This window comes from Pseudomonas sp. HD57-3 (genome assembly GCF_056113135.1).
In genome coordinates, this window is record NZ_CM148568.1 from 2,670,703 (window position 1) to 2,693,392 (window position 22,690).

At 58.4% G+C, this 22,690-nt stretch carries 23 protein-coding genes; 10 read left to right on the top strand and 13 right to left on the bottom strand.

Features of this window, described 5'->3' with window-relative positions; translation table 11 throughout:
- Nucleotides 1–233: 233 nt before the first annotated feature.
- The 5 genes from AC0R79_RS12025 to AC0R79_RS12045 form a co-directional block, all read right to left on the bottom strand.
- Nucleotides 234–1,331 carry a polyamine ABC transporter substrate-binding protein gene (locus AC0R79_RS12025; RefSeq protein WP_007957121.1) on the bottom strand — a complete coding sequence of 366 codons (1,098 nt, stop codon included), beginning with the start codon at nt 1,329–1,331 and terminating at the stop codon, nt 234–236.
- Between the two features lie 68 nt (nt 1,332–1,399).
- Nucleotides 1,400–2,284 (bottom strand): ABC transporter permease subunit, encoded by an 885-nt coding sequence (locus AC0R79_RS12030; protein ID WP_474734535.1) that lies wholly within the window; start codon nt 2,282–2,284, stop codon nt 1,400–1,402.
- Complete coding sequence (locus AC0R79_RS12035) at nt 2,281–3,195, bottom strand: ABC transporter permease subunit (protein ID WP_007957117.1); 915 nt, start codon at nt 3,193–3,195, stop codon at nt 2,281–2,283. Before AC0R79_RS12035 ends, AC0R79_RS12030 begins: the two co-directional genes overlap by 4 nt.
- The gene (gene potA / locus AC0R79_RS12040; RefSeq protein WP_007957110.1) at nt 3,192–4,334 is read right to left on the bottom strand and encodes a polyamine ABC transporter ATP-binding protein; all 1,143 of its coding nucleotides are present in this window, start codon (nt 4,332–4,334) and stop codon (nt 3,192–3,194) included. Before potA ends, AC0R79_RS12035 begins: the two co-directional genes overlap by 4 nt.
- A gap of 219 nt (nt 4,335–4,553) precedes the next feature.
- Nucleotides 4,554–5,315 carry a gamma-glutamyl-gamma-aminobutyrate hydrolase family protein gene (locus AC0R79_RS12045; RefSeq protein WP_007957108.1) on the bottom strand — a complete coding sequence of 254 codons (762 nt, stop codon included), beginning with the start codon at nt 5,313–5,315 and terminating at the stop codon, nt 4,554–4,556.
- A 282-nt stretch (nt 5,316–5,597) separates the two neighbouring features.
- On the opposite strand from AC0R79_RS12045, the gene AC0R79_RS12050 reads away from it, so the two are divergent.
- From AC0R79_RS12050 to AC0R79_RS12065, 4 genes are all read left to right on the top strand, one after another.
- A complete protein-coding gene (locus tag AC0R79_RS12050; protein ID WP_007957099.1) occupies nt 5,598–6,974 on the top strand; it encodes a glutamine synthetase family protein in 1,377 nt (458 codons plus the stop codon).
- Nucleotides 6,975–7,052: 78 nt separating this feature from the next.
- On the top strand, nt 7,053–8,543 hold the full coding sequence (locus tag AC0R79_RS12055) for an aldehyde dehydrogenase (protein WP_127797639.1): 1,491 nt from the start codon (nt 7,053–7,055) through the stop codon (nt 8,541–8,543).
- A 52-nt stretch (nt 8,544–8,595) separates the two neighbouring features.
- A complete protein-coding gene (locus AC0R79_RS12060) occupies nt 8,596–9,879 on the top strand; it encodes an NAD(P)/FAD-dependent oxidoreductase (RefSeq protein WP_474734537.1) in 1,284 nt (427 codons plus the stop codon).
- 205 nt (nt 9,880–10,084) lie between these two features.
- Entirely contained in the window at nt 10,085–10,633 is a 549-nt protein-coding gene (locus AC0R79_RS12065; protein ID WP_127797641.1) for a cupin domain-containing protein, read from the top strand.
- A 185-nt stretch (nt 10,634–10,818) separates the two neighbouring features.
- Here the strand turns inward: AC0R79_RS12065 and AC0R79_RS12070 are convergent, their stop codons facing one another.
- The 3 genes from AC0R79_RS12070 to AC0R79_RS12080 form a co-directional block, all read right to left on the bottom strand.
- Nucleotides 10,819–11,931 (bottom strand): pentapeptide repeat-containing protein, encoded by a 1,113-nt coding sequence (locus AC0R79_RS12070; RefSeq protein WP_474734540.1) that lies wholly within the window; start codon nt 11,929–11,931, stop codon nt 10,819–10,821.
- Nucleotides 11,932–12,846: 915 nt separating this feature from the next.
- Nucleotides 12,847–13,209 carry a hypothetical protein gene (locus AC0R79_RS12075; RefSeq protein ID WP_127797644.1) on the bottom strand — a complete coding sequence of 121 codons (363 nt, stop codon included), beginning with the start codon at nt 13,207–13,209 and terminating at the stop codon, nt 12,847–12,849.
- Nucleotides 13,210–13,465: 256 nt separating this feature from the next.
- A complete protein-coding gene (locus tag AC0R79_RS12080) occupies nt 13,466–13,747 on the bottom strand; it encodes a fructose-bisphosphate aldolase (protein ID WP_103386517.1) in 282 nt (93 codons plus the stop codon).
- Nucleotides 13,748–14,335: 588 nt separating this feature from the next.
- On the opposite strand from AC0R79_RS12080, the gene AC0R79_RS12085 reads away from it, so the two are divergent.
- Nucleotides 14,336–14,761, top strand: a complete 426-nt coding sequence (locus AC0R79_RS12085) for a hypothetical protein (protein ID WP_127797645.1) — start codon at nt 14,336–14,338, stop codon at nt 14,759–14,761.
- A gap of 62 nt (nt 14,762–14,823) precedes the next feature.
- Nucleotides 14,824–15,237, top strand: coding sequence for a hypothetical protein (locus tag AC0R79_RS12090; RefSeq protein WP_240664988.1), 414 nt, complete (start codon nt 14,824–14,826; stop codon nt 15,235–15,237).
- A 69-nt stretch (nt 15,238–15,306) separates the two neighbouring features.
- Here AC0R79_RS12090 and AC0R79_RS12095 read toward each other — a convergent pair whose 3' ends face one another.
- Nucleotides 15,307–15,738 (bottom strand): hypothetical protein, encoded by a 432-nt coding sequence (locus tag AC0R79_RS12095; RefSeq protein ID WP_127797646.1) that lies wholly within the window; start codon nt 15,736–15,738, stop codon nt 15,307–15,309.
- A 162-nt stretch (nt 15,739–15,900) separates the two neighbouring features.
- Here AC0R79_RS12095 and AC0R79_RS12100 point away from each other — a divergent pair, with 162 nt between their 5' ends.
- From AC0R79_RS12100 to AC0R79_RS12110, 3 genes are read left to right on the top strand one after another with little or no spacing between them, the layout of a single operon-like run.
- Entirely contained in the window at nt 15,901–16,290 is a 390-nt protein-coding gene (locus AC0R79_RS12100) for a hypothetical protein (RefSeq protein WP_474735095.1), read from the top strand.
- Between the two features lie 14 nt (nt 16,291–16,304).
- Complete coding sequence (locus tag AC0R79_RS12105; protein ID WP_210709522.1) at nt 16,305–16,727, top strand: HD domain-containing protein; 423 nt, start codon at nt 16,305–16,307, stop codon at nt 16,725–16,727.
- Between the two features lie 27 nt (nt 16,728–16,754).
- Nucleotides 16,755–17,774, top strand: coding sequence for an AbrB family transcriptional regulator (locus AC0R79_RS12110; protein ID WP_474734543.1), 1,020 nt, complete (start codon nt 16,755–16,757; stop codon nt 17,772–17,774).
- 28 nt (nt 17,775–17,802) lie between these two features.
- Here the strand turns inward: AC0R79_RS12110 and AC0R79_RS12115 are convergent, their stop codons facing one another.
- Nucleotides 17,803–18,402 (bottom strand): hypothetical protein, encoded by a 600-nt coding sequence (locus AC0R79_RS12115; RefSeq protein WP_474734545.1) that lies wholly within the window; start codon nt 18,400–18,402, stop codon nt 17,803–17,805.
- A gap of 177 nt (nt 18,403–18,579) precedes the next feature.
- Here AC0R79_RS12115 and AC0R79_RS12120 point away from each other — a divergent pair, with 177 nt between their 5' ends.
- Nucleotides 18,580–19,020: a hypothetical protein gene (locus AC0R79_RS12120; protein WP_474734546.1), complete on the top strand. Its 441-nt coding sequence runs from the start codon at nt 18,580–18,582 to the stop codon at nt 19,018–19,020.
- Here the strand turns inward: AC0R79_RS12120 and AC0R79_RS12125 are convergent.
- From AC0R79_RS12125 to AC0R79_RS12135, 3 genes are read right to left on the bottom strand one after another with little or no spacing between them, the layout of a single operon-like run.
- The gene (locus AC0R79_RS12125) at nt 19,005–20,030 is read right to left on the bottom strand and encodes a DUF2955 domain-containing protein (protein WP_474734548.1); all 1,026 of its coding nucleotides are present in this window, start codon (nt 20,028–20,030) and stop codon (nt 19,005–19,007) included. The genes AC0R79_RS12120 and AC0R79_RS12125 overlap by 16 nt on opposite strands.
- Nucleotides 20,020–21,117 carry an HlyD family secretion protein gene (locus tag AC0R79_RS12130; protein ID WP_127797650.1) on the bottom strand — a complete coding sequence of 366 codons (1,098 nt, stop codon included), beginning with the start codon at nt 21,115–21,117 and terminating at the stop codon, nt 20,020–20,022. Before AC0R79_RS12130 ends, AC0R79_RS12125 begins: the two co-directional genes overlap by 11 nt.
- Nucleotides 21,110–22,663, bottom strand: coding sequence for an efflux transporter outer membrane subunit (locus AC0R79_RS12135; protein WP_474734549.1), 1,554 nt, complete (start codon nt 22,661–22,663; stop codon nt 21,110–21,112). The genes AC0R79_RS12130 and AC0R79_RS12135 overlap by 8 nt, the downstream gene beginning before the upstream one ends.
- Nucleotides 22,664–22,690 lie beyond the last annotated feature (27 nt).

Here is a 22,690-nt window from a genome sequence, read left to right on the forward strand (position 1 = left end):
AGGGCGCCTGAATTCACCTGAACCGAGGAAGCCAGGTGAGGCCGTTCAGAGCAGGGGGCAGCGGTGGTAAGGCGCTACGTGAACGGAAAATCATCAATTCTTTCTGACTGATCGTTCCCACGCTCTGCGTGGGAATGCCTCAATGGACGCTCTGCGTCCGCTTTGGGACGCGGAGCGTCCCGGGCTGCATTCCCACGCGGAGCGTGGGAACGATTACCGCGAGCACTCCGGATTTATTTGCCGAGTTTCACGCGTGTCCAGCCCCGGGTCATGATCCGTTGCGTGGCAATCGGTTGATCCGGCACCGCATACAGCGTGGCCATCACCGCTTGCGGCGGGTACGAGCCCGGGTCGTTGCGGATCGCTTCGTCTACCAGCGGCGTCGCGGCTTCGTTGGCGTTGCTGTAGCCGATGCTGTTGGTGACTTCGGCGATGATGTCCGGGCGCATCAGGAAGTTCATGAACAGGTAGGCGTTCTCGACGTTGGCGGCATCGCGCGGGATGGCGACCATGTCATAGAAACTGCCGGCGCCTTCCTTGGGAATGCTGTAGTCGATCTCGACCTTGTTGCCCGATTCGACCGCGCGGGCCTTGGCCTGCAGCACGTCACCCGAGTAACCGACCGCCACGCAAATGTTGCCGTTGGCCAGATCCGAGATGTACTTGGAGGAATGGAAGTACGCCACCGACGGCCGGATCTTCATGAACAGCGCTTCGGCTTCGGCGATGTGCTTCACGTCCTTGTCGTTCACCGGATAGCCCAGGTAGTGCAGGGCGGCCGGGAGCATTTCGGTCGGCGAGTCGAGGAAGCTGATACCGCAGGCCTTCAGCTTCTCGGCGTTCTCCGGTTTGAACAGCAGGTCCCAGGAATTGGTCGGCGCATTCTTGCCGAGCACTTCGCGGACCTTGTCCGGGTTGAAGCCGATGCCGATCGAACCCCACATGTACGGGAACGCGTGGGCGTTGTCCGGATCACTGGCGGAGGCGTTTTTCAGCAGCACCGGGTTGAGGTTTTTCCAGTTTGGCAGCTTCGATTTATCCAGGGTCTGATAGACCCCGGCCTTGATCTGCTTGGCCAGGAAACTGTTGGACGGCACCACGATGTCGTAGCCGGATTTACCCGCGAGCAAACGCGCTTCGAGGGTTTCATTGCTGTCGAACACATCGTAGGTCACGCGGATGCCGGTCTCGTCCTCGAACTTCTTGACGGTGTCCGGGGCGATGTAATCCGACCAGTTGTAAACGCGCAGCACCTTGTCGTTGGCCTGGGCGCCCGTGGCGATTGCGCCCAATAAGGACAGTGTCAGCAGAGTCCTGCCAAACATTTTCATCGGTGAAACTCCATTCTTTTTATTCAAAAGCTTTTAAGCAAAAGCGCAAAGCCGTAAACGCGACGGCCCTAGGCCGTCGCTGCCACTCGTTGAGGTTGCGGTTGCTGCCACGATTCGTTGGCGGTCTGATCCATCGCTTCCTGAATCGCACGCTTGCGGCTGGCTTCTGCCTTGCGGCCGAAGTACCAGACCAGGAAGGTCACCAGCGACACTGCCAGCAGAATCAGGCTGGCCACGGCGTTGATCTCGGGCTTAACGCCCAGACGCACCGCCGAGAACACTTCCATCGGCAGGGTGGTGGAGCCCGGGCCGGACACGAAGCTCGCCAGCACCAGATCGTCCAGCGACAGGGCGAACGACATCATGCCGCCCGCCGCCAGCGACGGCGCGATCATCGGAATGGTGATCAGGAAAAACACCTTGAACGGTTTCGCGCCCAGATCCATCGCCGCTTCTTCGATCGACAGGTCCAGCTCGCGCAAGCGGGCGGAGACTACCACCGCCACATAAGCGGCACAAAACGTGGTGTGGGCGATCCAGATCGTGACGATGCCACGCTCCTGCGGCCAGCCGATCAGTTGCGCCATCGCCACGAACAGCAGCAACAGCGACAGACCGGTGATCACCTCAGGCATCACCAGCGGCGCGGTGACCAGACCACCGAACAGCGTGCGACCCTTGAAGCGCGTTACACGAGTCAGCACGAAGGCGGCGAGGGTGCCCAGCGCCACGGCGGCAATCGCGGTGTAGCAGGCGATTTCCAGCGAGCGCACCACCGAGCCCATCAGTTGGGTGTTGTCGAGCAGGCCGACGTACCACTTCACCGACCAGCCACCCCAGACCGTCACCAGTTTGGATGCGTTGAACGAGTAGATCACCAGAATCAGCATCGGCAGATAAATGAACGTCAGGCCGAAGATCAACATGAACTTTGCAAAACCGAAGCGTTTCATCCCCGTGCCTCCATCTCTTTGGCCTGGCTGCGGTTGAACAGCAGAATCGGCACAATCAGGATCAACAGCATCACCACCGCCAGGGCAGACGCCACCGGCCAGTCGCGGTTATTGAAGAACTCTTGCCACAGCACGCGACCGATCATCAGGGTCTCCGGGCCACCCAGCAGTTCCGGAATCACGAACTCGCCCACTACCGGAATGAACACCAGCATGCAGCCGGCGATGATGCCGTTCTTGGCCAGCGGCACGGTGATTTTCCAAAAGTTGTTGAAGTTGCTCGAACCCAGATCCTGCGCGGCTTCCAGCAGGCTGCCGTCGTGCTTCACCAGGTTGGCGTAGAGCGGCAGCACCATGAACGGCAGGTAGGCGTAGACCACGCCGATATACACGGCCGTGTTGGTGTTGAGGATCTCGATCGGGTGATCGGTGAGCCCGGTCCACATCAGGAACGCGTTGAGCAGACCGTTGTTGCTGAGGATGCCCATCCACGCATACACGCGGATCAGGATCGCGGTCCAGGTCGGCATCATGATCAACAGCAGCAGGACGTTTTGCGTTTCCTTGCCGGTCTTGGTGATCGCATAGGCCATCGGGAAACCGATCACCAGACACATCAGCGTACTGAGCAGCGCCACTTTCAGCGAACCGAGGTAGGCCGACAGGTACAGCTCGTCTTCGCCGAGCATGGTGTAGTTGCCGATGTTCAGGAACAGCTGGAATTTCTGTTCGGCGTAGGTGTAGATCTCCGAGTACGGCGGGATCGACAGCGCGGCTTCCGAGAAGCTGATCTTCATCACCAAAAAGAACGGCAGCATGAAGAACAGGAACAGCCAGATGAACGGGATGCCGATGACGAACTTTCGCCCGCTGGGCACCAGGCGCAGGAATTGCTGATTGAAGGTTCTCATGAGCGCAGTACCACGCCGCTGTCGTCTTCCCACCAGACGTAGACCTTGTCGTCCCAGGTCGGACGCGCGCCACGGCGTTCGGCGTTGGCCATGAACGACTGGACGATCTTGCCGCTCGGCAATTCGACGTAGAACACCGAGTGGCCGCCGAGGTAGGCGATGTCATGCACCTTGCCTTCGGACCAGTTGTAGCGGGTCTCGGGCTTGATCGTGCTGACGAGCATTTTTTCCGGGCGGATCGCGTAGGTGATCGACTTGTCCTGCACCGACGTGCTGACGCCATGACCAACGTAGATCTTTTGCTGCAAGTCCGGGCTGTGAATGATCGCGTGACCTTCGAGGTCCTCGACCACGGTGCCGTCGAAGGCGTTCACGTTGCCGATGAATTCGCAGACCATGCGGCTGACCGGCGCTTCATAGATGTCGACCGGGCTGCCGATCTGGGCGATCCAGCCCAGGTGCATGATCGCGATCCGCTCGGCCATGGTCATGGCCTCTTCCTGGTCGTGGGTCACCATCACGCAGGTCACGCCGACGCGCTCGATGATTTCCACCAGCTCCAGCTGCATCTGCGAACGCAGTTTTTTATCCAGTGCGCCCATCGGTTCGTCGAGCAGCAACAGCTTCGGACGTTTGGCCAGTGAGCGGGCGAGGGCCACGCGCTGGCGCTGGCCGCCGGACAGTTGATGCGGGCGGCGTTTGGCGTATTGGGTCATGTGCACCAGACGCAGCATTTCTTCGACGCGGGCATCGATTTCGCTGGCCGGCAAACGGTCCTGCTTGAGGCCGAAGGCGATGTTCTGCGCCACGGTCATGTGCGGGAACAGGGCGTAGGACTGGAACATCATGTTGATCGGCCGCTCGTACGGCGGCATGTCGGTGATATCGACACCGTCAAGCAGAATGCGTCCTTCAGTCGGCCGTTCGAAACCGGCGAGCATGCGCAGCAGGGTCGATTTGCCCGAGCCGGAGCCGCCGAGCAGGGCAAAGATTTCGCCCTGATGGATCTCCAGGGACACATCGTCCACCGCAGTGGTTTCGTCGAACTTCTTGGTGACTCGATCGACCTTCACCAGAACCTTTTTCGGTTGCTGATGACCTTCAAGAGCCTTCCTGTAAGTGCTGGAGGCGTTTGCCATGTGAAACTCCCAACAGGTTTCAGTCGCCGGGCCAACGCGGCCTGGCTTAAGAGTGGATTGCAGACCCGCACCGTGCGGGTTGTTCGGCGCCGCCGTCCTGGCTGCCGGGTGGTGCTTTTTGTTTTCGCGGTGTGTTGCTGATCGCGGATGACGGATGCGCAAACGCGCAGCCGCCGACCCCGCGGGGGCAGTAAATGGTTTTGCAATCGTTGGGTGGCGTCAGCGCTGGTTGCGTCGCGCCGCACGCTGGCGGCAGGCCTCGCCGAACGCCTGGAAAATCCGCAGGTAGTTCGGGTTGTCCAGCACTTGCCATTCGGGGTGCCATTGCACGCCGAGGGCGAAGGTCGGGCTGTGCTCCACCGAGACCGCCTCGATCAGGCCGTCCGGCGCCACGGCTTCGGCGCGCAGGCCGGGAGCGAGGCGGTCGATGCCCTGACTGTGAATCGAGTTGACCTGGAATTCACCCGGCAACTCCAGCGCTTCGAACACGCCACCGGCCAGCACCGTCACGGCATGGGCCGGGGCGTACTGCACGGCGACATCCGGGCTGTCGGCTTCGCGGTGATCGAGCATGCCCGGCAGCTCATGCACCTTCTGGTGCAGGCTGCCGCCGAACGCCACGTTCATTTCCTGGAAACCCCGGCAAATGCCGAGTACCGGAACGCCCGCGGCGATGGCTGCACGCAATAGAGGAAGGGTAGTGGCATCCCGCGCCGGATCGTGATCCGTGCCGGGAGCGCTGTCCGGGCCCTGATAGTGGAAAGGTTCCACGTTGGACGGCGAGCCGGTCAGCAACAGACCGTCGAGCTGACCCAGCAGGTCTTCGATTTCAGTCAGTTTGCCAAGGGAAGGAATGACGACGGGCAACCCCAGCGCCGCAACGCTGACAGCGCGAACGTACTTGTCGCCGCTGATGTGATAGGGGTGCAGGCCAATCTGTTTGACGCACGCAGTAACGCCGATCAATGGCTTGAATGCCATTTTTATTCACCTCGAAGTTTGACACTTGAACGAGCTTTTCCGGAGCTTAGCCTCGTTGATTTTAATTAACAACTCCCATGTAAAAAATTCTAAACGCCGTTCATCAAATCTTCATCAAGACCGGGGCTCTGGCGCCTGCATTGGCACGGTAGTGTTAAAAAAAGCCCGAAAAATAAACGCTGAGCGGCCCTGTGTTCGCTATTGACTTCACTTTGCCGTTCGGGTTGACTGGCTCGGCGAAACAGCAGTGAACATAATAATTAACAGCTAAATAGGTGCATCATGTCGGTCCCTCTGCGTGCCGTTCAACTCAACGAAGCAAACGCATTCCTTAAGAAACATCCTGAGGTTTTGTACGTCGACCTTCTGATTGCAGACATGAACGGTGTGGTGCGCGGCAAGCGCATCGAGCGCACCAGTCTTCATAAGGTTTACGAGAAAGGCATCAATCTGCCGGCCTCGCTCTTCGCCCTCGACATCAATGGCTCCACGGTGGAAAGCACCGGTCTGGGCCTGGACATCGGCGACTCCGACCGTATCTGCTACCCGATCCCCGGCACCCTGAGCATCGAGCCTTGGCAGAAGCGCCCGACCGCACAACTGCTGATGACCATGCACGAACTGGAAGGCGAGCCGTTCTTTGCCGACCCGCGTGAAGTGTTGGCCAACGTGGTGCGCAAGTTCGACGAAATGGGCCTGACCATCTGCGCCGCGTTCGAACTTGAGTTCTACCTGATCGACCAGGACAACGTGAACGGCCGTCCGCAATCGCCGCGTTCGCCGGTGTCGGGCAAGCGTCCGGTGTCGACCCAGGTTTACCTGATCGACGACCTCGACGAGTACGTCGACTGCCTGCAAGACATCCTCGAAGGCGCGAAAGAGCAGGGCATTCCTGCCGACGCCATCGTCAAGGAAAGCGCCCCGGCGCAGTTCGAAGTCAACCTGCACCACGTGTCCGACCCGATCAAGGCGTGCGACTACGCCGTCCTGCTCAAGCGTCTGGTGAAGAACATCGCCTACGACCACGAGATGGACACCACCTTCATGGCCAAGCCGTATCCGGGCCAGGCGGGCAACGGTCTGCACGTGCACATTTCGATTCTGGACAAAGAAGGCAACAACATCTTCGCCAGCGAGGATCCCGAGCAGAACGCCGCGCTGCGCCACGCGATCGGCGGTGTGCTGGAGACCCTGCCTGCGCAAATGGCTTTCCTGTGCCCGAACGTCAACTCGTACCGCCGCTTCGGCGCACAGTTCTACGTGCCGAACTCGCCGAGCTGGGGCATCGACAACCGCACCGTGGCCGTCCGTGTGCCGACCGGTTCGCCGGATGCCGTGCGCATCGAGCACCGCGTAGCCGGTGCCGACGCCAACCCGTACCTGCTGATGGCTTCCGTGCTGGCCGGTATCCACCACGGCCTGACGAACGAAATCGAGCCGGGCGCCCCGGTCGAAGGCAACAGCTACGAGCAGAACGAACAGAGCCTGCCGAACAACCTGCGCGACGCCCTGCGTGAGCTGGACGACAGCGAAGTCATGGCCCGCTACATCGACCCGATGTACATCGACGTGTTCGTCGCGTGCAAGGAAAGCGAGCTGGCCGAGTTCGAAAACTCGATCTCTGACCTTGAGTACAACTGGTATCTGCATACCGTCTGACGCTCAAGCGCTCACCTCACAAGCATCGCCGCTCCCGTGGGAGCGGCGGTCACCTCTTTCTCTGTGTGAGTCACCCCCATGACCATGACCCGCAACGACTGGGAACAACGCTTCCAGTCCCTGACCCTCGAATCCCGTGCCTTCATCAACGGCGAATATCGTCCGGCCATCAGTGGCGAAACCTTCGAATGCCTGAGCCCCGTCGACGGCCGTTTCCTGGCCTCCGTCGCCAGCACCGATGAAGCCGACGCCAACCTGGCCGTCGAAGCCGCGCGCCAATCCTTCAACTCCGGCGTGTGGGCGAACAAGGCCCCGGCCGAGCGCAAGCGCATCCTGATCCGCTTCGCCGATCTGATCCTGCAACACCAGGAAGAACTGGCGCTGCTCGAAACCCTCGACATGGGCAAACCTATCAGCGACTCGATGAGCATCGACATCCCGGCGACCGCCAACGCGATCCGCTGGAGCGCCGAAGCCATCGACAAGATCTACGACGAAGTCGCCGCCACCCCGCACGACCAACTCGGTCTGGTCACCCGCGAGCCGTCCGGCGTTGTTGCTGCGATCGTGCCGTGGAACTTCCCGCTGATCATGGCCAGCTGGAAATTCGCCCCGGCCCTGGCGGCGGGTAACTCGTTCATCCTCAAGCCTTCGGAAAAATCCCCGCTGACCGCGATCCGCATCGCGCAACTGGCGCTGGATGCCGGCATTCCGAAAGGCGTGTTCAACGTCCTGCCAGGCTTCGGCCACACCGTCGGCAAGGCGCTGGCGTTGCACATGGACGTCGACGTGCTGGCCTTCACCGGCTCCACGGCGATTGCCAAGCAACTGATGATTTATGCCGGCCAAAGCAACATGAAACGCGTCTGGCTCGAAGCAGGGGGCAAGAGCCCGAACGTGGTGTTTGCCGACGCACCGGACTTGCGCGCGGCAGCACAAGCAGCGGCCGGCGCCATTGCGTTCAACCAGGGCGAAGTCTGCACCGCCGGCTCGCGCCTGCTGGTGGAGCGTTCGATCCGCGAGCAATTCATCCCGCTGCTGGTGGAAGCGCTGCAAGCCTGGAAACCGGGTCACGCACTGGATCCGGCGACCACCGTCGGCGCCGTGGTCGATCAGCGTCAACTGGACAACGTGCTGCGCTACATCAGCATCGGCCGCGAGCAGGGCGCCGAGCTGATCGCCGGTGGTCAGCGCACTCTCGAAGAAACCGGCGGCACCTACATCGAGCCGACGATTTTCGACGGCGTGACCAACGCCATGACCATCGCCAAGGAAGAAATCTTCGGCCCGGTGCTGTCGCTGATCACCTTCGACACCGTTGAAGAAGCACTGCACATCGCCAACGACAGCATCTTCGGCCTCGCCGCCGGGGTCTGGACCAGCAACCTGAGCAAGGCCCACACCTTCGCCCGTGGCCTGCGCGCCGGCAGCGTGTGGGTCAACCAGTACGACGGCGGCGACATGACCGCGCCGTTCGGTGGCTTCAAGCAGTCGGGCAACGGTCGCGACAAATCGCTGCATGCGTTCGACAAGTACACCGAGCTGAAAGCGACCTGGATCAAGCTCTGACTCTTTTACAGCGGTGGTCGCCTGCAACCGGTGACCCTCGGAGAATAAAAAAATGAAACAACAACACGTGAACAGCTACTACGCCGCCACCCGCAACGAAGTGATCGATTTTCCGGTCCTCGAAGAGTCGGTGGAGTGCGATGTCTGCATCATCGGCGCCGGTTACACCGGCCTGTCCTCGGCACTGTTCCTGAGCGAAGCCGGCTACAAAGTGACGGTGCTGGAAGCGGCGAAAGTCGGCTATGGCGCCAGCGGTCGCAACGGCGGCCAACTGGTCAACTCCTACAGCCGCGACGTCGACGTGATCGAAGAGCGCTACGGCGACAAGACCGCCGAAATCCTCGGCAGCATGATCTTCGAAGGCGCCGACATCATCCGTTCGCGCATCAAGGAATACGACATCAAATGCGACTACCGCCCGGGCGGCATTTTTGCAGCGATGAACAACAAACAGCTCAAGGGCCTGGCCGAACAAAAACGTAGCTGGGAACGTTACGGCAATAAAAACCTGAAGATGCTCGACGCTGCGGACATCCGTCGCGAAGTCGGCTCGGACGCCTACGTCGGCGGTCTGTTGGACATGCAGGGCGGCCACATTCACCCGCTGAACCTGGCTCTCGGTGAAGCCGCGGCCATCGCGCGTCTGGGCGGCAAGATCTATGAGCAGTCCGCTGCGGTGGAAATCAAATACGGCGAGCCCAACGTTGTGCGCACCGCCAAAGGCCAGGTCCGCGCCAAGTACCTGCTGATCGCCGGCAACGCCTACCTGCCGCAAGGCCTCGACAACCGCGTGACGGCCAAGAGCATGCCGTGCGGCTCGCAGATCTGCGTCACCGAACCGTTGACCGAGAAGCAGGCCCGCAGCCTGATCACCAACAATTACTGCGTCGAAGACTGCAACTACCTGCTCGACTACTACCGACTCACTGCTGACAACCGTCTGCTCTACGGCGGCGGCGTGGTCTACGGCGCCCGTGAACCGGATGACATCGAAACCCTGATCCGCCCGAAGATCCTCAAGACCTTCCCGCAGCTCAAGGACGTGAAAATCGATTACCGCTGGACCGGCAACTTCCTGCTGACCATGTCACGCATGCCGCAATTCGGCCGCATCGAGAAAAACGCCTACTACATGCAAGGCTACAGCGGCCACGGCGTCACCTGCTCGCACCTGGCCGGCAAACTGATCTCGGAAATGATCCGCGGCGACGCCGAACGCTTCGACGCCTTCGCCTCGCTTCCGCACATGCCAATGCTCGGCGGCCGCACCTTCTCCGCGCCGTTGACCGCCCTCGGCGCCGTGTACTACTCGCTGCGCGACCGTTTCGGCATCTGATTAACCTCGCCGGCGGCGCCCCCAAAAAGGGCGTCGCCGGCTTTTTCATGTGCCGTCCATCGAACCTGCTGAGCAACACCGACAAACGTGATTTAATAGCCGCCTTTCACGGTTCCGGGACACGGGAGCAACGTGATCCGCGCGACCTGCGCGGCACCCGCCACCCACCCCCATTACCCTTAAGTCGTTCTCACATAAGGCTGTCATGGATACGGGTTCTCGACTCAAACTAGTACGCGAAAGCTACAAACTCTCCCAGCGCGAGCTGGCCCGGCGTAGCGGCGTGACCAATGCCACCATCTCCCTGATCGAACAGAATCGTGTCAGTCCTTCCGTCAGCTCACTGAAAAAGCTGCTCGAAGGCATCCCGATGTCCCTGGCCGACTTCTTCACCTTCGACCAGCCCCCCCGCGAACACCAATACGTCTTCCGCGCCAGCGAACAACCCGACCTCGGCCGCCACGGCCTGCGCTTGCTCCTGATCGGCGCCTCGGTCCCCAGCCGCCAGATGCGCTTGCTGCGCGAGCAATACGCGCCGGGCGCGAGTTCCGGGGAAGAGCCGATTGTGCACTCGGAAGGTGAGGAGTGTGGGTTGGTGACCCGTGGCACCGTGGAGTTGACGGTGGATGGACAGGTGAGCGTGTTGAGTGCGGGGGATGGGTATTATTTTCCGACGACGCTGCCGCATAAGTTCCGGAATATTGGGGCGGATGAGGCGGAGATTATTAGTGCGAATACGCCGGCGAATTTTTGATTCGTACAACTGCAGCGCGTGAATAATTTTATGTTTAAAGTAAAAGCCGGCGTGCAAATACTGCCGGCTAAATTTTTCGTAGCTACTACAATAGATGGTTTCTTGCTGTCGGCTAATTGCCTCTAGGCTATATTTTTTAGACGTCTTTTATTTTTAAGTTTACATGCGCTTTCGTGGGCTGATCGCTAAATAGACTTTATTGTTTTTATCATTATTTTTACCGGAGGAGCCGGATGTTTGATCAGGCCGCGAGGAGGTCCGTCTGCAATGAAAATATTTGCTAAAAGGGATACTAATGCGCCTAGTAATACATACCCATAAAGAACCTGCGCGATTATTACGCATTGGGCTGTCCAACTGCCTAGAGATGCTGACATGTCTCCATAGCCTAATGTTGTCATCGTAACTATGGAGAAATAAAGAGATTGTACGGGTTCGTGCGTGCCTAGACCTTTGATGAGTCCTGGAAAGAGAAAATATATTGAGGCGAAAAATATGGAGGCGATTAGGAAGGCATAGATAACATGTCTTGCTGATCTTCCATAGTCGGAGTGTAACCAGAATGTTCTCACCAGAAAGCTTTTAAGGTGTCCTTGATCTCTATACCAATCTATCCAATTGTGTCGGCGATTGCAGTATTGTAGTGATTGTTTAAGGCCACACGAAAATGTCGAGTTTTCGAAAGTGCTAGATCTGAAATCAGTGTTTTTAGATATGTTAAATAAATCGAAATAAGTGGCGTTGTTAAATTTCGCTCTGTTGAACGATGCTCCGCACATGTTTCGTCGTTGCTCTTTTTTTAAAAAAGGGTTGCGTCCGCCTCCCATGAATTTTGCACTCTCCACATTTGCCATCGTAAATAATGCTTCATAAAAGTCGCATTCATAAAATTCAGTGTTTCTGAAGTCTGCTTGATGTAAGTTTGCCCGAGAAAAGTTTACAAGTACAAATGTTGCGCTTGTGAAATTTGTTTTTATGCAGGTGCTTTCTGAAAATAAACAGTTTGAAATTTTAGCATTTCGAAAATTTACTTTTGAAAGGTGTACCTTTGAGAAGTCGATTGTATCAATTTTTGAGTTTTCTAAGTTTGCGGCGTAAAGATCTGCGCCTTTGCCTTTTTTGTTTGTGAGTAAAATGGATGTTAACGTGAGCCCGCTTAAGTCAGCTCCACGAAGCTTTATAACGTCATCACTAATAGATACGAAGTCGTTCCACTCGCTAAAGTCTTCTTTTTGTGCACATCTAAGCAATAGTTCGTAATGAGATTTGTTAGGGGTTTCTTCGGTTTCATCTGTCATGTTGTCTTCCATGTTTTTGCTTTTTTGGGTGTGCGGTTATAGATTTTGAATATTGTTTTCGATTTTCGTGGCGTACGCCCAAATGAAAGCGGCGGGAACCGTCCAGAAAAAAATTATCATAAATAAGTTGGTTATGGAGGTTGTTGCTGGGAGTTCTGGGGAACATGCAAGTATGTATAAAGGGACTGCGAGTAGCATTTGAAATATAACAATTAGAAAAGAATTGCCGTGTTCTCTCATGTGTCTGTAGGATTCGATGTATTCGGCGTGTTTGGGCTCTTTTCTCTTGTCTATGATTGCTGTGTAAAATGTTATTGCTATGCTCCAGCTGCCACTTATAATTCTTGTAACGATTTGCAGTTGAAGTAATACAAGTATTAGGTACGCGGTTAGTGCTCCGGTTTCTGCATTGCTTATTCTATTGGTTGAGGAAAGAAAAGCGGGGATACCTATTGATATTGTGAGTAACGATAGGGTGCGTATTGATGCTCCCTTATAAGGTTTGGGATTCACAGCGCTTTTAAATATTAAGGCTCGACCCGCATGCATTACTAGAATTGGCGCGCTTGCAATGTAGCAATATGTCAGGCCATATATCGCGAGCAGTGTGAGGTGAGCCACTCCGAAGTCTTTTAGCCTCTGTGGGCATGAATAGAAGTTTTTTTAAGTTGCTGTTTTGTGAAAATAAAAAATATACGATCATTGCACCAATTACAGTTCCTTGTGCATATCTTATTCCGTAAAATTCCCACCAGTTTTTTTCAGAACTATTGCTCATTTTAATATCCGTTTTTCGGCTGACTTATGATCGCTTGTATTCTTGCTGAAAAAGTGAAAAAGTGAAAAAGTGAAAAAGTGACAGATTTATTTGTGTGGTGTTTTATAGGTCTGTCACCTTTAAGTTTCTTACTTTAATTACCATGTAAGGCTTTTGTTCTTGGTTTCAAAATTTTTCTTATACATCATCCATATAGTGCTGTAATTACACATGTCAATTTTCTCGCAGTAGTCATGAATAACTGCGTTCATTATTTTTCGATCTGTGGCTTTGGTCGCTTCTTTGAAGGAGTCAAGATTCTTCTTTTCCATCATGCGAAGAGTGCTTTCCTGACACATGTCGATTTTTTCGCAGTAATCCTTCCTCACCGTTGCGGTGATGGAATCAATGACCTGTTGTTTCTGTGCTTCTGAACCGTCGAAATCCATCGGATTGAGAATTGTCGCGGCGGTGCAAGAAAATGAGCTGAAGAGTGTGAGAATGAAGAGCAGTTTTTTCATGGAGATATCCTTCCCTAGTCTACTGTTGCCGTGATTGTCGCTGATCAGGATCGAAGATCCTCAGTACACCGATCAATTGCTGGATATCAGAGTGCCACTAAGTTTTTGTCAGTGGAAGACGCTGAGACCAAAGTCGATAGCCGGCGGAGGCTCAGCCGACTTTGCGACTGAGTTTTTACTCCGACCCATCCAAGGGACTAAAAAACCGCGGTATCGCGGTTTTTTATGGTTTCAAAGGGGGGGCAGAGCGCTTGGGTCAGGATTCAATTGCTCGTTGCCCAATTACCCGAAATACATCCCTAACGTCCTGCACCAGTATCCTCGCGATCGTGGTGATGGTGCTGATGTCGTGTTCGGAATGGTCGGGGAGGCTGGTGCACGCCATGAGATCTAGATACTTGAGGACTGCCTCAAGGCGTTCGGATGCGCAGGCATGTAGGTCACTTAAGGGGGCTTCGGCATTAATCAGCAGGACAGGGTGATCCGAAGCCGGATAGGACATGTCAGCGCAGTAGTAGAGCGGTTTTTTGTTCGCCATGGTGCTAATCCTTTAATGAGAAGAATTGCCACCGTTCTGCTGCGAAACAAAATGGGTGGCAGCTATGCGCGGGTTCGCAGACCGGAGGATTAACACCAAGACCCGGCAGACCCGAAGGTCTCCCACGCACAACCGCCATAAAGATTGCGCAGCCGAGAGTCGGCCGTGCCAGACGGAACAGGGTGTCAATCTTAAGGGCTGCGAAACCCTATCGCCAAATTTGTTCAGCGACAGACCCACTCTAGGCACCGACTCCCACCGTCGCAATCAGCCTGTAGGACGCTAAATCACCACGTCTGGCCAGAGAGTTCGCTCGCGTTCGGCGGCGCAACCGGCGTAAATCAAGGGCTGCGGAGTAACAGGGGAAAGCGACTTGCCAGATTTCGGCCCGCTTCGCATCCCCGCAAGAACAAGCTCCCTCACAACATCGAGTGATTTCCTACGGCATTTTCAGATCCAAAAAATCATCACGCATCCCCGCCCCGGAACTTTCCACAAAGCCGATGTCAATTTGATGGCGTGTCGCGACGCTCATTCATCGGCTCAAGCAGTGCCAGGCTGGTTCCTGGTCAACCATGGAAGTGTGTGATGAGACTATTACTCGCAATGTTGTTGATGTTCAGCAGCTACAGCTTTGCCAGTTGCGGCAACATTGATGACCACGATCAGCGTGCCTATTGCAATGCAAGGGAGAGCGGCAGCAGTTGCGGCAACATCGATAATCACGATCTGCGGGCGGCGTGTAACGCGGAAATGGGGGGCAGTTCCTGCGGCAATATTGACGACCATGACCAGCGTGCCTATTGCAACGCCAAAAAGAGCGGCAGCAGCTGCGGCAACATCGATGATCATGACCTGCGTGCGCGGTGCAACGCGGAGCAGGGTGGCAGTTCCTGCGGCAACATCGACGACCACGACCAGCGTGCCTACTGCAATGCCACCACGGGCGGCAGCAGTTGCGGGAATATCGACAACCATGATTTGCGTACGCGGTGTGAGGCTATGAAGCGCTGATCTGGTTTTGATTGCGTCAACCAGTGCCAGGCTGTTTCCCGGCAAGCCCAAGGAAGTGTGAGATGAAACTGATTCTAGCGATGCTGTTGCTGTTCAGCGGTTATGTTTCCGCCAGTTGCTCCAGCATCAGTGATCACGACAAACGCAGTTACTGCCAGGCCAGGGAGGAAGGCAGCAGTTGTTCTTCCATCGGCGACCACGATTTGCGTTCGGCCTGCGAAGCGGAGAAAGGCAGTTCGTGCTCAAGCATTGGCGATCATGACCAGCGCGCTTATTGCGAAGCCAAAAAGGGCAGCAGTTGTTCCTCCATCGGCGATCACGACCTGCGCGCGGCCTGCGAAGCGGAGAAGGGCAGTTCATGTTCAAGCATTGGTGATCATGACCAGCGGGCGCTTTGTGAAGCGAAGAAGGGCAGTAGTTGTTCGTCAATCGGCGATCATGATCTGCGCAGTCAGTGTGAGGCCATGAAACGCTGAATCCACCCGCCATTGAGAACAAAAAGGGACACCCATAGGCGTCCCTTTTTCATGCGCACTTAGACGACGTTACTTCGCCTTCCAATGCCCACCCCCGTTCTCGCAATCAATCCGCGCCTGCGCCAGATGCTCCACGTCGTAGTAATAGGTGGTCACTTGTGCGCTGTCCGGAATGTTCAGCGCTTTGGCGTTTTTGTCCTTGCTGGTGGAGTGCGGGTTGGCCAGGGATTCCTGGGTGAGGGTGGCGATACACGAGGCCTGATAGTGGTCGGCGCAGTGTTCGACCTTGGTTTTGCTGCTGTTGAGCATGTCCTTGCTTTCGTTGCTGCATGACCAGTCGATGGCGTTGACCGGCATGCCTTCGTATTCGTAGCAGCTGTGCGTCTCGACGGCGGGCACCGAGGGGCTGGAGGAGCGGGTCTTGACGTCGCAGCCCTCAGCCATGACGCAGGTGGGGATGACGCTGAAAGTGGCGATCAGAAGCAACAGTCGGATGTTCATCGCGGAACTCTCCCATGGCCCCGTGTTTGATCTTGAGCGGGGCGCTTATGGTTTCGAGATGGGGCGGGCTCGGGAGGTTCCATCAGGATTTTGATTTGCGCCGGGCGCACAGAGTGAGAAACAATCGGACACACTTGGCACCCAAGGATTGGAGCAGTGCGCATGATTCAAATCGGCAGCCGCAACAACGCCCCCACGCTGCAACACAAAACCCAGGACATCTACGTCTTCAGCATCGACCTGTCCCGCCCGGCGACGCCGTTCTGTTTCGAGCAATCGATTGGCGGCGGGCATGTCGAGCAGGGTGGTGCGCGGTGGTTGGCGCTGGATGAGCTGGATGGCTGGCCCGGCGAGTGGCGTGAGCATTTGAAGAAGGCCGGATGCACCTGGGTGGTTGAGTTGCTGGATGCTCATCCGAGGGAGAGCCAGGCTGATCTGGTCTCGCTGATCCTTCAGCGCTACGCCGAGCCGGCGCAGCCAGCCGGGCGTTTGCAGGCGATTGGGCGCTGGTTCAAGCGTCACTTCTATATTGGCGGCCGGTACGGCGTCTGACCCGAGGAAAGCCCATGACTCAGACACTGGAACGCGCCATCGCCATTGCCGCCACAGCCCACGCGGGGCAGGTGGACAAGGGCGGTGCGCCGTATATTTTGCATCCGCTGAAGGTCATGTTGCGCATGAGCAGCCTGGAAGAACGCATCGTCGCGGTGCTGCACGATGTGGTCGAGGACTGCGGCATCAGCCTGGAGGATTTGCGCAAGGAAGGCTTCAGCGAAGTCGTTTTGTCCGCCATCGAATCGGTGACCAAAGTGCCGGGTGAATCCTACGAGGACTTCGTCGAGCGCGCGGCGCAGAACCCGATCGGGCGGGTGGTGAAGCTGGCGGATCTGGAAGAAAACAGCGACCTGTCGCGGATCGCCTCGCCAAGTTGGGAGGATCTGGAACGGATCGAAAAATATCGGCGGGCGATTGGACGGTTGCGCTCGTAACTCCTTTTAATAGCCAGGAAGGCGACCATGAAATCCATTCTGTGTTTGTTGATTGCTGCCGGCTTCGGCGCACTGTTGCAGTTCGAAGGCGTGCCCCACGGTTTGCTGTTGGGCTCGATTCTTGTGACGGCACTGGTCGTCACCAAATTCAAATTCGCGCCAGCGACGCCCTATGGTTTGGGCTACATCCAGGTCACGCTGGGCATTGCCACCGGGTTGATGTTCGAAGCGTGGGACAGCGCGACCGTTTCGACGATGTTACCGAGCCTCGGCGTATTGCTGCTGTGCCTGGCAGTGCAAGTCGCGCTGGCCGCGTGGTGGCTGTCGCGCGGGGCAGGGTGGAATCGCACGGATGCCTTGTTGGCCGTGTATCCGGGGGCGTTGGCGGCGGTGTTCGATCTGCTGGAATCGCATCAGGCATCGAGCAAGGTCATCATCGTGCACTTGATGCGGCTGCTGCTGATCACGGTGCTGGTGAGTTTGCTGATTCCCGGAATGGCACCGGTTGCCGTGGCCGAGGTCGAGCCGCTGTCGACGGGCATGGCGTTGACCGTGCTGTCGGTGATCGGTTTGAGCGTGGTGGTCGGGCGTTTGCTGCTGGCCGTTGGCGTGCCGGCGCCGTTCATGTTGACGGCAATCATCATCACCGCCGTATTCGTGAAATCAGGATGGCTGCAGGGCTTTCACATGCCGGATTGGAGCCTGAATCTGGCGGCGCTGATTCTGGGTGTGCGGATCGGTTCGCGATTCCAGGGACTTGGCCTCGCGGAACTGGGACGTCATGGCCGCACGGCACTGGTCTCGGTGGGTTTGATGATTCTGGTCGCGGCGGTTTTTGCATTGGCGGCCGCGCGATTGTTGGGCAGCGATGCATTGTCGCTGTGGCTCGCGTACATGCCGGGGGCCATCGAAACCATCGCGATTGTGGCGTTTGCCGGCGGGCTGAATGTGGTGTTTATCCTGACTCACCATCTGGCGCGCATGGTGGTGCTGCACTTCGCACCGGCGTTGTTGGTGCAGGTTCGGCGGGTGCGGGAGGGCGTCTGACCGGGACTTCGATAGCCACCTTCAGGGTTCAACATCCGTCGGCATACATCAGTGCTAACTGTTCAATCCACTCGGTAGGGGCTTGGAATCTTGCAAAGTACGCTTGTTTCTCAGCGTCACCGAGTCGGATGAAATACGGAAGAAAGTAGTTGTCGTTATAGAAACCCTGCGTGCCCTGCATATTGCCGCCCCACCACGAGGCGGGGTAATCGTCGAAGGCAATCCAGGGCGGAGGCACGCAAAAGGTCTGATTTCCAAGGCTACTCAGAAACTCGACGCTGTTGGTCAAGATACGAATGGTCAGCGCGTTGAACTCGGTGGTGGAGGGGAAGTAAATCAACAGCTCCTGCTTCGTGACATCTTCGTATTCAAAAACGGTCAGGTCTTTGAATCTGCGCTCGTCGATCTTTTGGAAATGTGATTCCACCAGTCGCTGAAACTTGCAAAAGTCATCGGCGACCATCAGAAGGGAGCTGTAATAAGCATTGATCCCGGACGCTGCTACAGATACCACCGTCGATAGTTTCGGCAGGCTGGCGCTTGGTAACGGTGAGGCGAATCGGGTCTTGAGCGCTTGCTCGCTGTAACCGGCAAAAAGCTTTCGTCTTGCGGGTTTCGCGAAAGCCATGATTCGGCTGAGTAGATTCATCGGGATGGGGGACACAAAGAGATTGGCGTGTCGGGATGGTACCCAACAAGCGGGGTGTGAACCATTGATGCGTTCGCCCGGAGTTGTGAACCCCCATGAACTACACTCCCAGATTACCCCGCCCCCGATGCAAACCCCGCCGCGTCGGAGGTCATCATGTTCCGCCATTCACTGTTCATCGCAGCGTGCCTGTGCGCCACACAGGCCAGCGCTGAATCCGTCGTCCCGCTCAAAGGCCAGACTTCCCAGCAAACCCAGATCGACATCAACGACTGCCATTCCATCGCGTCCACTTCAACCACGTCGACACCCCAGGCCGGCGGTCGGTTGAAGGGCGCTGCCGTGGGTGCCGCTGCCGGCGCCACCGCCGCGGAAGTGCGCGGTCGTCAGCACGACGAGTTCTACGAAGCTGTGGACGATGATCGCAAGCAGGATTACCGCCAGAACCGAGCCAAAGAGACGGCTGCCGCCGGTGCGGTGGTTGGCGGTGCGCGGCAGCGGCAGGATCGGCGCGAGCAGCGCCGGAACGATGCTTCAGCCAGTTCAAGCGCCTACATAGGTTGCCTGCAAGGGCGGGGTTATCAGGTCACGCCCTGACGGCTTTCCCGGTGCGCGACGAGCAGGAGCATCATCACGCCGCTGTAGAGCGTCACCAGAATGAACAAGCCCATGCGCACCGCGAACGCGGTGTAGACGTCCTTGCCCGCCGCGCTGTCCTCAACGGACTGGCCGAGCAGGATGATCATGGTGATCAGGGTGTTGAGCCAGAACCCCGGCGTCAGTTGCGTCGGGTGCAGCCGATAGAGTTTGCGCGCTACAAACAGCCCGAACAGCAGCATCCACAGAAAGAACATCCACAGGTGCACGAACAGACTCAACGCACACCAGAACAGCACCGCCAGCAGTCCGCCCAATAAGGTCGAGCCGAGCAGTTCGCGTCCGGCGTGATGGGTGCGGGTGGTGGTGCTCTGCTGGCCGAGGCTGACGGCTTTGAGGATGATCGGCAGGTAGCTGGCCGGGTCGATCAGCACCAGCAGGAAGGTCGGCAGCACGATCAGCGTTGCGTGCATCGCTACGCGGGGCACGTCTTCGGCGGGCAGGGCGGGAGCGGGTGGTGGCGCGGGGCTGTTGGCCGGTTCCGGGAACAGGACGTGGCTCAGGCCGACGATGACGACGGCCAGCAACAGGCCTTTGACCAGCGCGCCGATCACCGCCATCGCCAGCTCGAATGAGGCGAAGCCTGCGGCGGAAATCATGGTCATGCCGATCACCAGAAACGTCATGATCAGCACGTTGCCGCCGCGCAAGCCGTAGGTGAACACCAGAAACAGCCCGACACCGATCAGCAGCACGCCGCATACCGGGTAATAACGCAGCAACGGCACCAGCAACAGCCCGAGACTGGTTGTGAATGCGGCGACCAACGTCAGCACCAGCGCCATTTTGACTGGCAACGGTCGAGGCATGCTGGCCAGCAGCAACACCGCTAACACCGGCGACAGAAACGATAGCGGCAAGGCGAGCCCGTAACTCGCCGCGGTGCACAACGCCGTACCGCAGGCCAGGCGCAAGGCCCGTTGCGCCGGGACGCTGCGTTCAATAGGCATACGACAGCCAGCTCATCAGCCAGACAAACAGCCGCCCGAGTGGATTGAGCAGATTGCCTTCGCTGGGAAACGCCATGACTTCCGCCTGCCCGCCGGCGCGAATCGAACGGCTCTCGAACAAGCGCTTTTTCGCCTCTTCGCTGAACTCGATGATCACCGGAAAACGCTGCGCCGGACGCAGCCAGTCACGGCTGTTCTGGATCGTCGGCAGGGTACCGGGCGGCGGCGTCTGGCCGACGCTGACGCCATAACCGACGCTGCGCACCCGGCCGTCAAGCACTTCGCCGGGCAGGGCGTCGAGGATGATCGATACCGGCGTGCCGGGCTTGATCCGGCCGAGGTTGTTCTCGGTGAGGTCGGCGCTGACCCACACATCCTGGATCGTGATCAGCGTCATCACCGGACTGCCGACAGCGGCGAACTGGCCGACGTCGGTACGCAGGTCGGTGATCAGCCCCGCCGAACGCGCGCCGATGCGGGTGTTGGCCAGATCAAGTTCAGCCTTGGCCAAAGTGGCGGCGGCGCTGAGCAGTTTGGCGTTGGTGTCGGTGTTGCCGCCTTCCTGCTCCTGCGCGCGCAGCACTTCGGCCTTGGCGGCGGCGACCTTGCTGACCGCCGCTTCGTGGTTGGCCCGGGAGACTTCCAGAAGCCTTACGGACACCGTGCCCGGATCTTCTTTGTACAGGCCCTCGAGCCGTCGATTGTCCTGGCGCGCCTTGAGTTCATTGGCTTGCGCGGCCCGCAAAGACGCCTGTGCCGATGCGATGCCGGCGGTGCTGGCGCCGACCGTGCGCCGGGTGTTTTCCAGATCGGCGCGGGCCCGGTCGACGGCGATTTGCAGCGGCTGTGGATCGAGCTCGAAGAGGATGTCGCCAGCCTGCACGTCCTGATTGTTGCGCACGTTGACCTTGATCACCCGGCCCGCGACTTCCGTCGCCACCGGGATCACAAACGCGCCGACCCGCGCCTGCTGGGTATACGGCGTAAAGCGGTCGGCCAGCAGATACCAGACCAGGCTCAGCACAATCACCAGCAGCACCCAGCGGATGCCTTTTTTCGCCGGATCCGGCGGCGCTTCATCACTCATGGCGGTCTACCTGCGAGGGAATCGGATAGGTCGGTTGGGGCGGCGGGGCGCTCAGCAGTTCGCCCCAATCGGTGCGCTGCTGCATTTGCTGCCGGGTCGCTGGATCGATCTGCGGCCCGGCGCTTTGCCAGCCGCCACCGACGGCGCGGTAAAGCGCGATCAGGTTGCTCACGGCGTTGCTGCGGCTGACCAGATAGTTGTCCTGTAGCTCCAGCAACGCACGCTGGGCGTCGAGCACCCGCTGAAAGTCCGAATAGCCTTCGCGATATTGGGTGTTGGCCAGCACCAGCGAACGCCGCGCCGCGCCTTCGGCCTCGCCGAGAATGCGCTCGCGTTCCAGCGCTTTGGTCAGGCCGCTGGCGGCGTCGTCGGCTTCGCGGGCAGCCTGGCGGACCTTGTCGCGATAGGCCTCGATCAGTTGCTGCAAGCGCGCGTCCTGTACGCGGATGTTGTTGTGGATGCGGCCGTAGTCGAACAGGTTCCAGCGCAGGCTCGGGCCGCCGATTAGGTCGAGGCTGCGCGGGGTGGCGCCGAGGGTGTCGCTGGACCAGACGATGCTGCCGAGCAAGGTCAGCGAGGGGTACAGATCGGTTTCAGCCACACCGACCAGCGCCGATTGCGCGGCAACGTTCAGTTCCGCTGCGCGCACATCGGGACGGCGCAGCAGCAGGTTGGCCGGGACGTCCTGCAACACGGCGCGATCCACCAGCGGAATCAGCCCCGGTTGCTCCGCCAGAAACGCCGCGCCACCGGGCGGCTGGCCGACCAGCACCGCCAGCGCATTGCGGGTGCGCAGCAATTGGTCTTCGAACGCCGGAATGCTGCTCAGGGTGCCGAGGTACTGGGTTCTGGCCTGTTGCAGGTCGAGTTCGGCGGTCTGGCCGCTGCGAAAGAGTTTTTCGGTGATCTCGAAGTTGCGCTTTTGCTGCGCGGCGTTTTCCCGGGCAACGCGCAGCCGGGCTTCGGTGGTGCGCAGGGCAAAGTAGGTGTCGGCCACTTGAGCGCGCAGCAGCACGAGGGCGTCTTCGTAGTTGGCCTGGGCGGCGAAGTAGCTGGCGTCGGCGGACTCGATGGCGCGGCTGAAACGGCCCCAGAAATCCAGCTCCCAGCCGACATCGAACGCGGCGCTGTGCTGCCAGAAGTGCAAGTCCTGCGGGTTGGTGCCGCCGGACTGGTGGCGGTCGATGTACAGGCTGTCGGCGCTGGCCTGTTGCAGCTGCGGGTAGCGTCCGCTGTCGGCGATGCCCAGTTGCGCGCGGGCTTCGAGGACTCGCAGGCCGGCGATCTTCAGGCTGCTGTTGCGGGCTTCGGCGTCGCTGATCAAACGGTCGAGGATCGGATCGGCAAACACCTGCCACCACTGGCGAAGATCTGGCACGGTGCCGCGTTCGCTGGCCTGCTCGAGCGCCGGACTTTGCCACTGCTTGCTCCAGGCCTCCGCCGGTGGCTGGAAATCCGGGCCCAGCCGCAGGCAGCCGCCAAGGCTCAGCGCACCGAGCAGCAGCAGGTGGCCGGGACGGATCAGCAGGGCTGGCGTTGCAGGCATACCGGGAGGCCCCAGCGGGAAATGTCA

What these genes read in the sequence shown, in the direction of transcription:
- AC0R79_RS12025 (WP_007957121.1), bottom strand. Translation starts at nt 1,331, where the DNA reads ATGAAAATGTTTGGCAGGACTCTGCTGACACTGTCCTTATTGGGCGCA.
- AC0R79_RS12030 (WP_474734535.1), bottom strand. Translation starts at nt 2,284, where the DNA reads ATGAAACGCTTCGGTTTTGCAAAGTTCATGTTGATCTTCGGCCTGACG.
- AC0R79_RS12035 (WP_007957117.1), bottom strand. Translation starts at nt 3,195, where the DNA reads ATGAGAACCTTCAATCAGCAATTCCTGCGCCTGGTGCCCAGCGGGCGA.
- potA (WP_007957110.1), bottom strand. Translation starts at nt 4,334, where the DNA reads ATGGCAAACGCCTCCAGCACTTACAGGAAGGCTCTTGAAGGTCATCAG.
- AC0R79_RS12045 (WP_007957108.1), bottom strand. Translation starts at nt 5,315, where the DNA reads ATGGCATTCAAGCCATTGATCGGCGTTACTGCGTGCGTCAAACAGATT.
- AC0R79_RS12050 (WP_007957099.1), top strand. Translation starts at nt 5,598, where the DNA reads ATGTCGGTCCCTCTGCGTGCCGTTCAACTCAACGAAGCAAACGCATTC.
- AC0R79_RS12055 (WP_127797639.1), top strand. Translation starts at nt 7,053, where the DNA reads ATGACCATGACCCGCAACGACTGGGAACAACGCTTCCAGTCCCTGACC.
- AC0R79_RS12060 (WP_474734537.1), top strand. Translation starts at nt 8,596, where the DNA reads ATGAAACAACAACACGTGAACAGCTACTACGCCGCCACCCGCAACGAA.
- AC0R79_RS12065 (WP_127797641.1), top strand. Translation starts at nt 10,085, where the DNA reads ATGGATACGGGTTCTCGACTCAAACTAGTACGCGAAAGCTACAAACTC.
- AC0R79_RS12070 (WP_474734540.1), bottom strand. Translation starts at nt 11,931, where the DNA reads ATGACAGATGAAACCGAAGAAACCCCTAACAAATCTCATTACGAACTA.
- AC0R79_RS12075 (WP_127797644.1), bottom strand. Translation starts at nt 13,209, where the DNA reads ATGAAAAAACTGCTCTTCATTCTCACACTCTTCAGCTCATTTTCTTGC.
- AC0R79_RS12080 (WP_103386517.1), bottom strand. Translation starts at nt 13,747, where the DNA reads ATGGCGAACAAAAAACCGCTCTACTACTGCGCTGACATGTCCTATCCG.
- AC0R79_RS12085 (WP_127797645.1), top strand. Translation starts at nt 14,336, where the DNA reads ATGAGACTATTACTCGCAATGTTGTTGATGTTCAGCAGCTACAGCTTT.
- AC0R79_RS12090 (WP_240664988.1), top strand. Translation starts at nt 14,824, where the DNA reads ATGAAACTGATTCTAGCGATGCTGTTGCTGTTCAGCGGTTATGTTTCC.
- AC0R79_RS12095 (WP_127797646.1), bottom strand. Translation starts at nt 15,738, where the DNA reads ATGAACATCCGACTGTTGCTTCTGATCGCCACTTTCAGCGTCATCCCC.
- AC0R79_RS12100 (WP_474735095.1), top strand. Translation starts at nt 15,901, where the DNA reads ATGATTCAAATCGGCAGCCGCAACAACGCCCCCACGCTGCAACACAAA.
- AC0R79_RS12105 (WP_210709522.1), top strand. Translation starts at nt 16,305, where the DNA reads ATGACTCAGACACTGGAACGCGCCATCGCCATTGCCGCCACAGCCCAC.
- AC0R79_RS12110 (WP_474734543.1), top strand. Translation starts at nt 16,755, where the DNA reads ATGAAATCCATTCTGTGTTTGTTGATTGCTGCCGGCTTCGGCGCACTG.
- AC0R79_RS12115 (WP_474734545.1), bottom strand. Translation starts at nt 18,402, where the DNA reads ATGGCTTTCGCGAAACCCGCAAGACGAAAGCTTTTTGCCGGTTACAGC.
- AC0R79_RS12120 (WP_474734546.1), top strand. Translation starts at nt 18,580, where the DNA reads ATGTTCCGCCATTCACTGTTCATCGCAGCGTGCCTGTGCGCCACACAG.
- AC0R79_RS12125 (WP_474734548.1), bottom strand. Translation starts at nt 20,030, where the DNA reads ATGCCTATTGAACGCAGCGTCCCGGCGCAACGGGCCTTGCGCCTGGCC.
- AC0R79_RS12130 (WP_127797650.1), bottom strand. Translation starts at nt 21,117, where the DNA reads ATGAGTGATGAAGCGCCGCCGGATCCGGCGAAAAAAGGCATCCGCTGG.
- AC0R79_RS12135 (WP_474734549.1), bottom strand. Translation starts at nt 22,663, where the DNA reads ATGCCTGCAACGCCAGCCCTGCTGATCCGTCCCGGCCACCTGCTGCTG.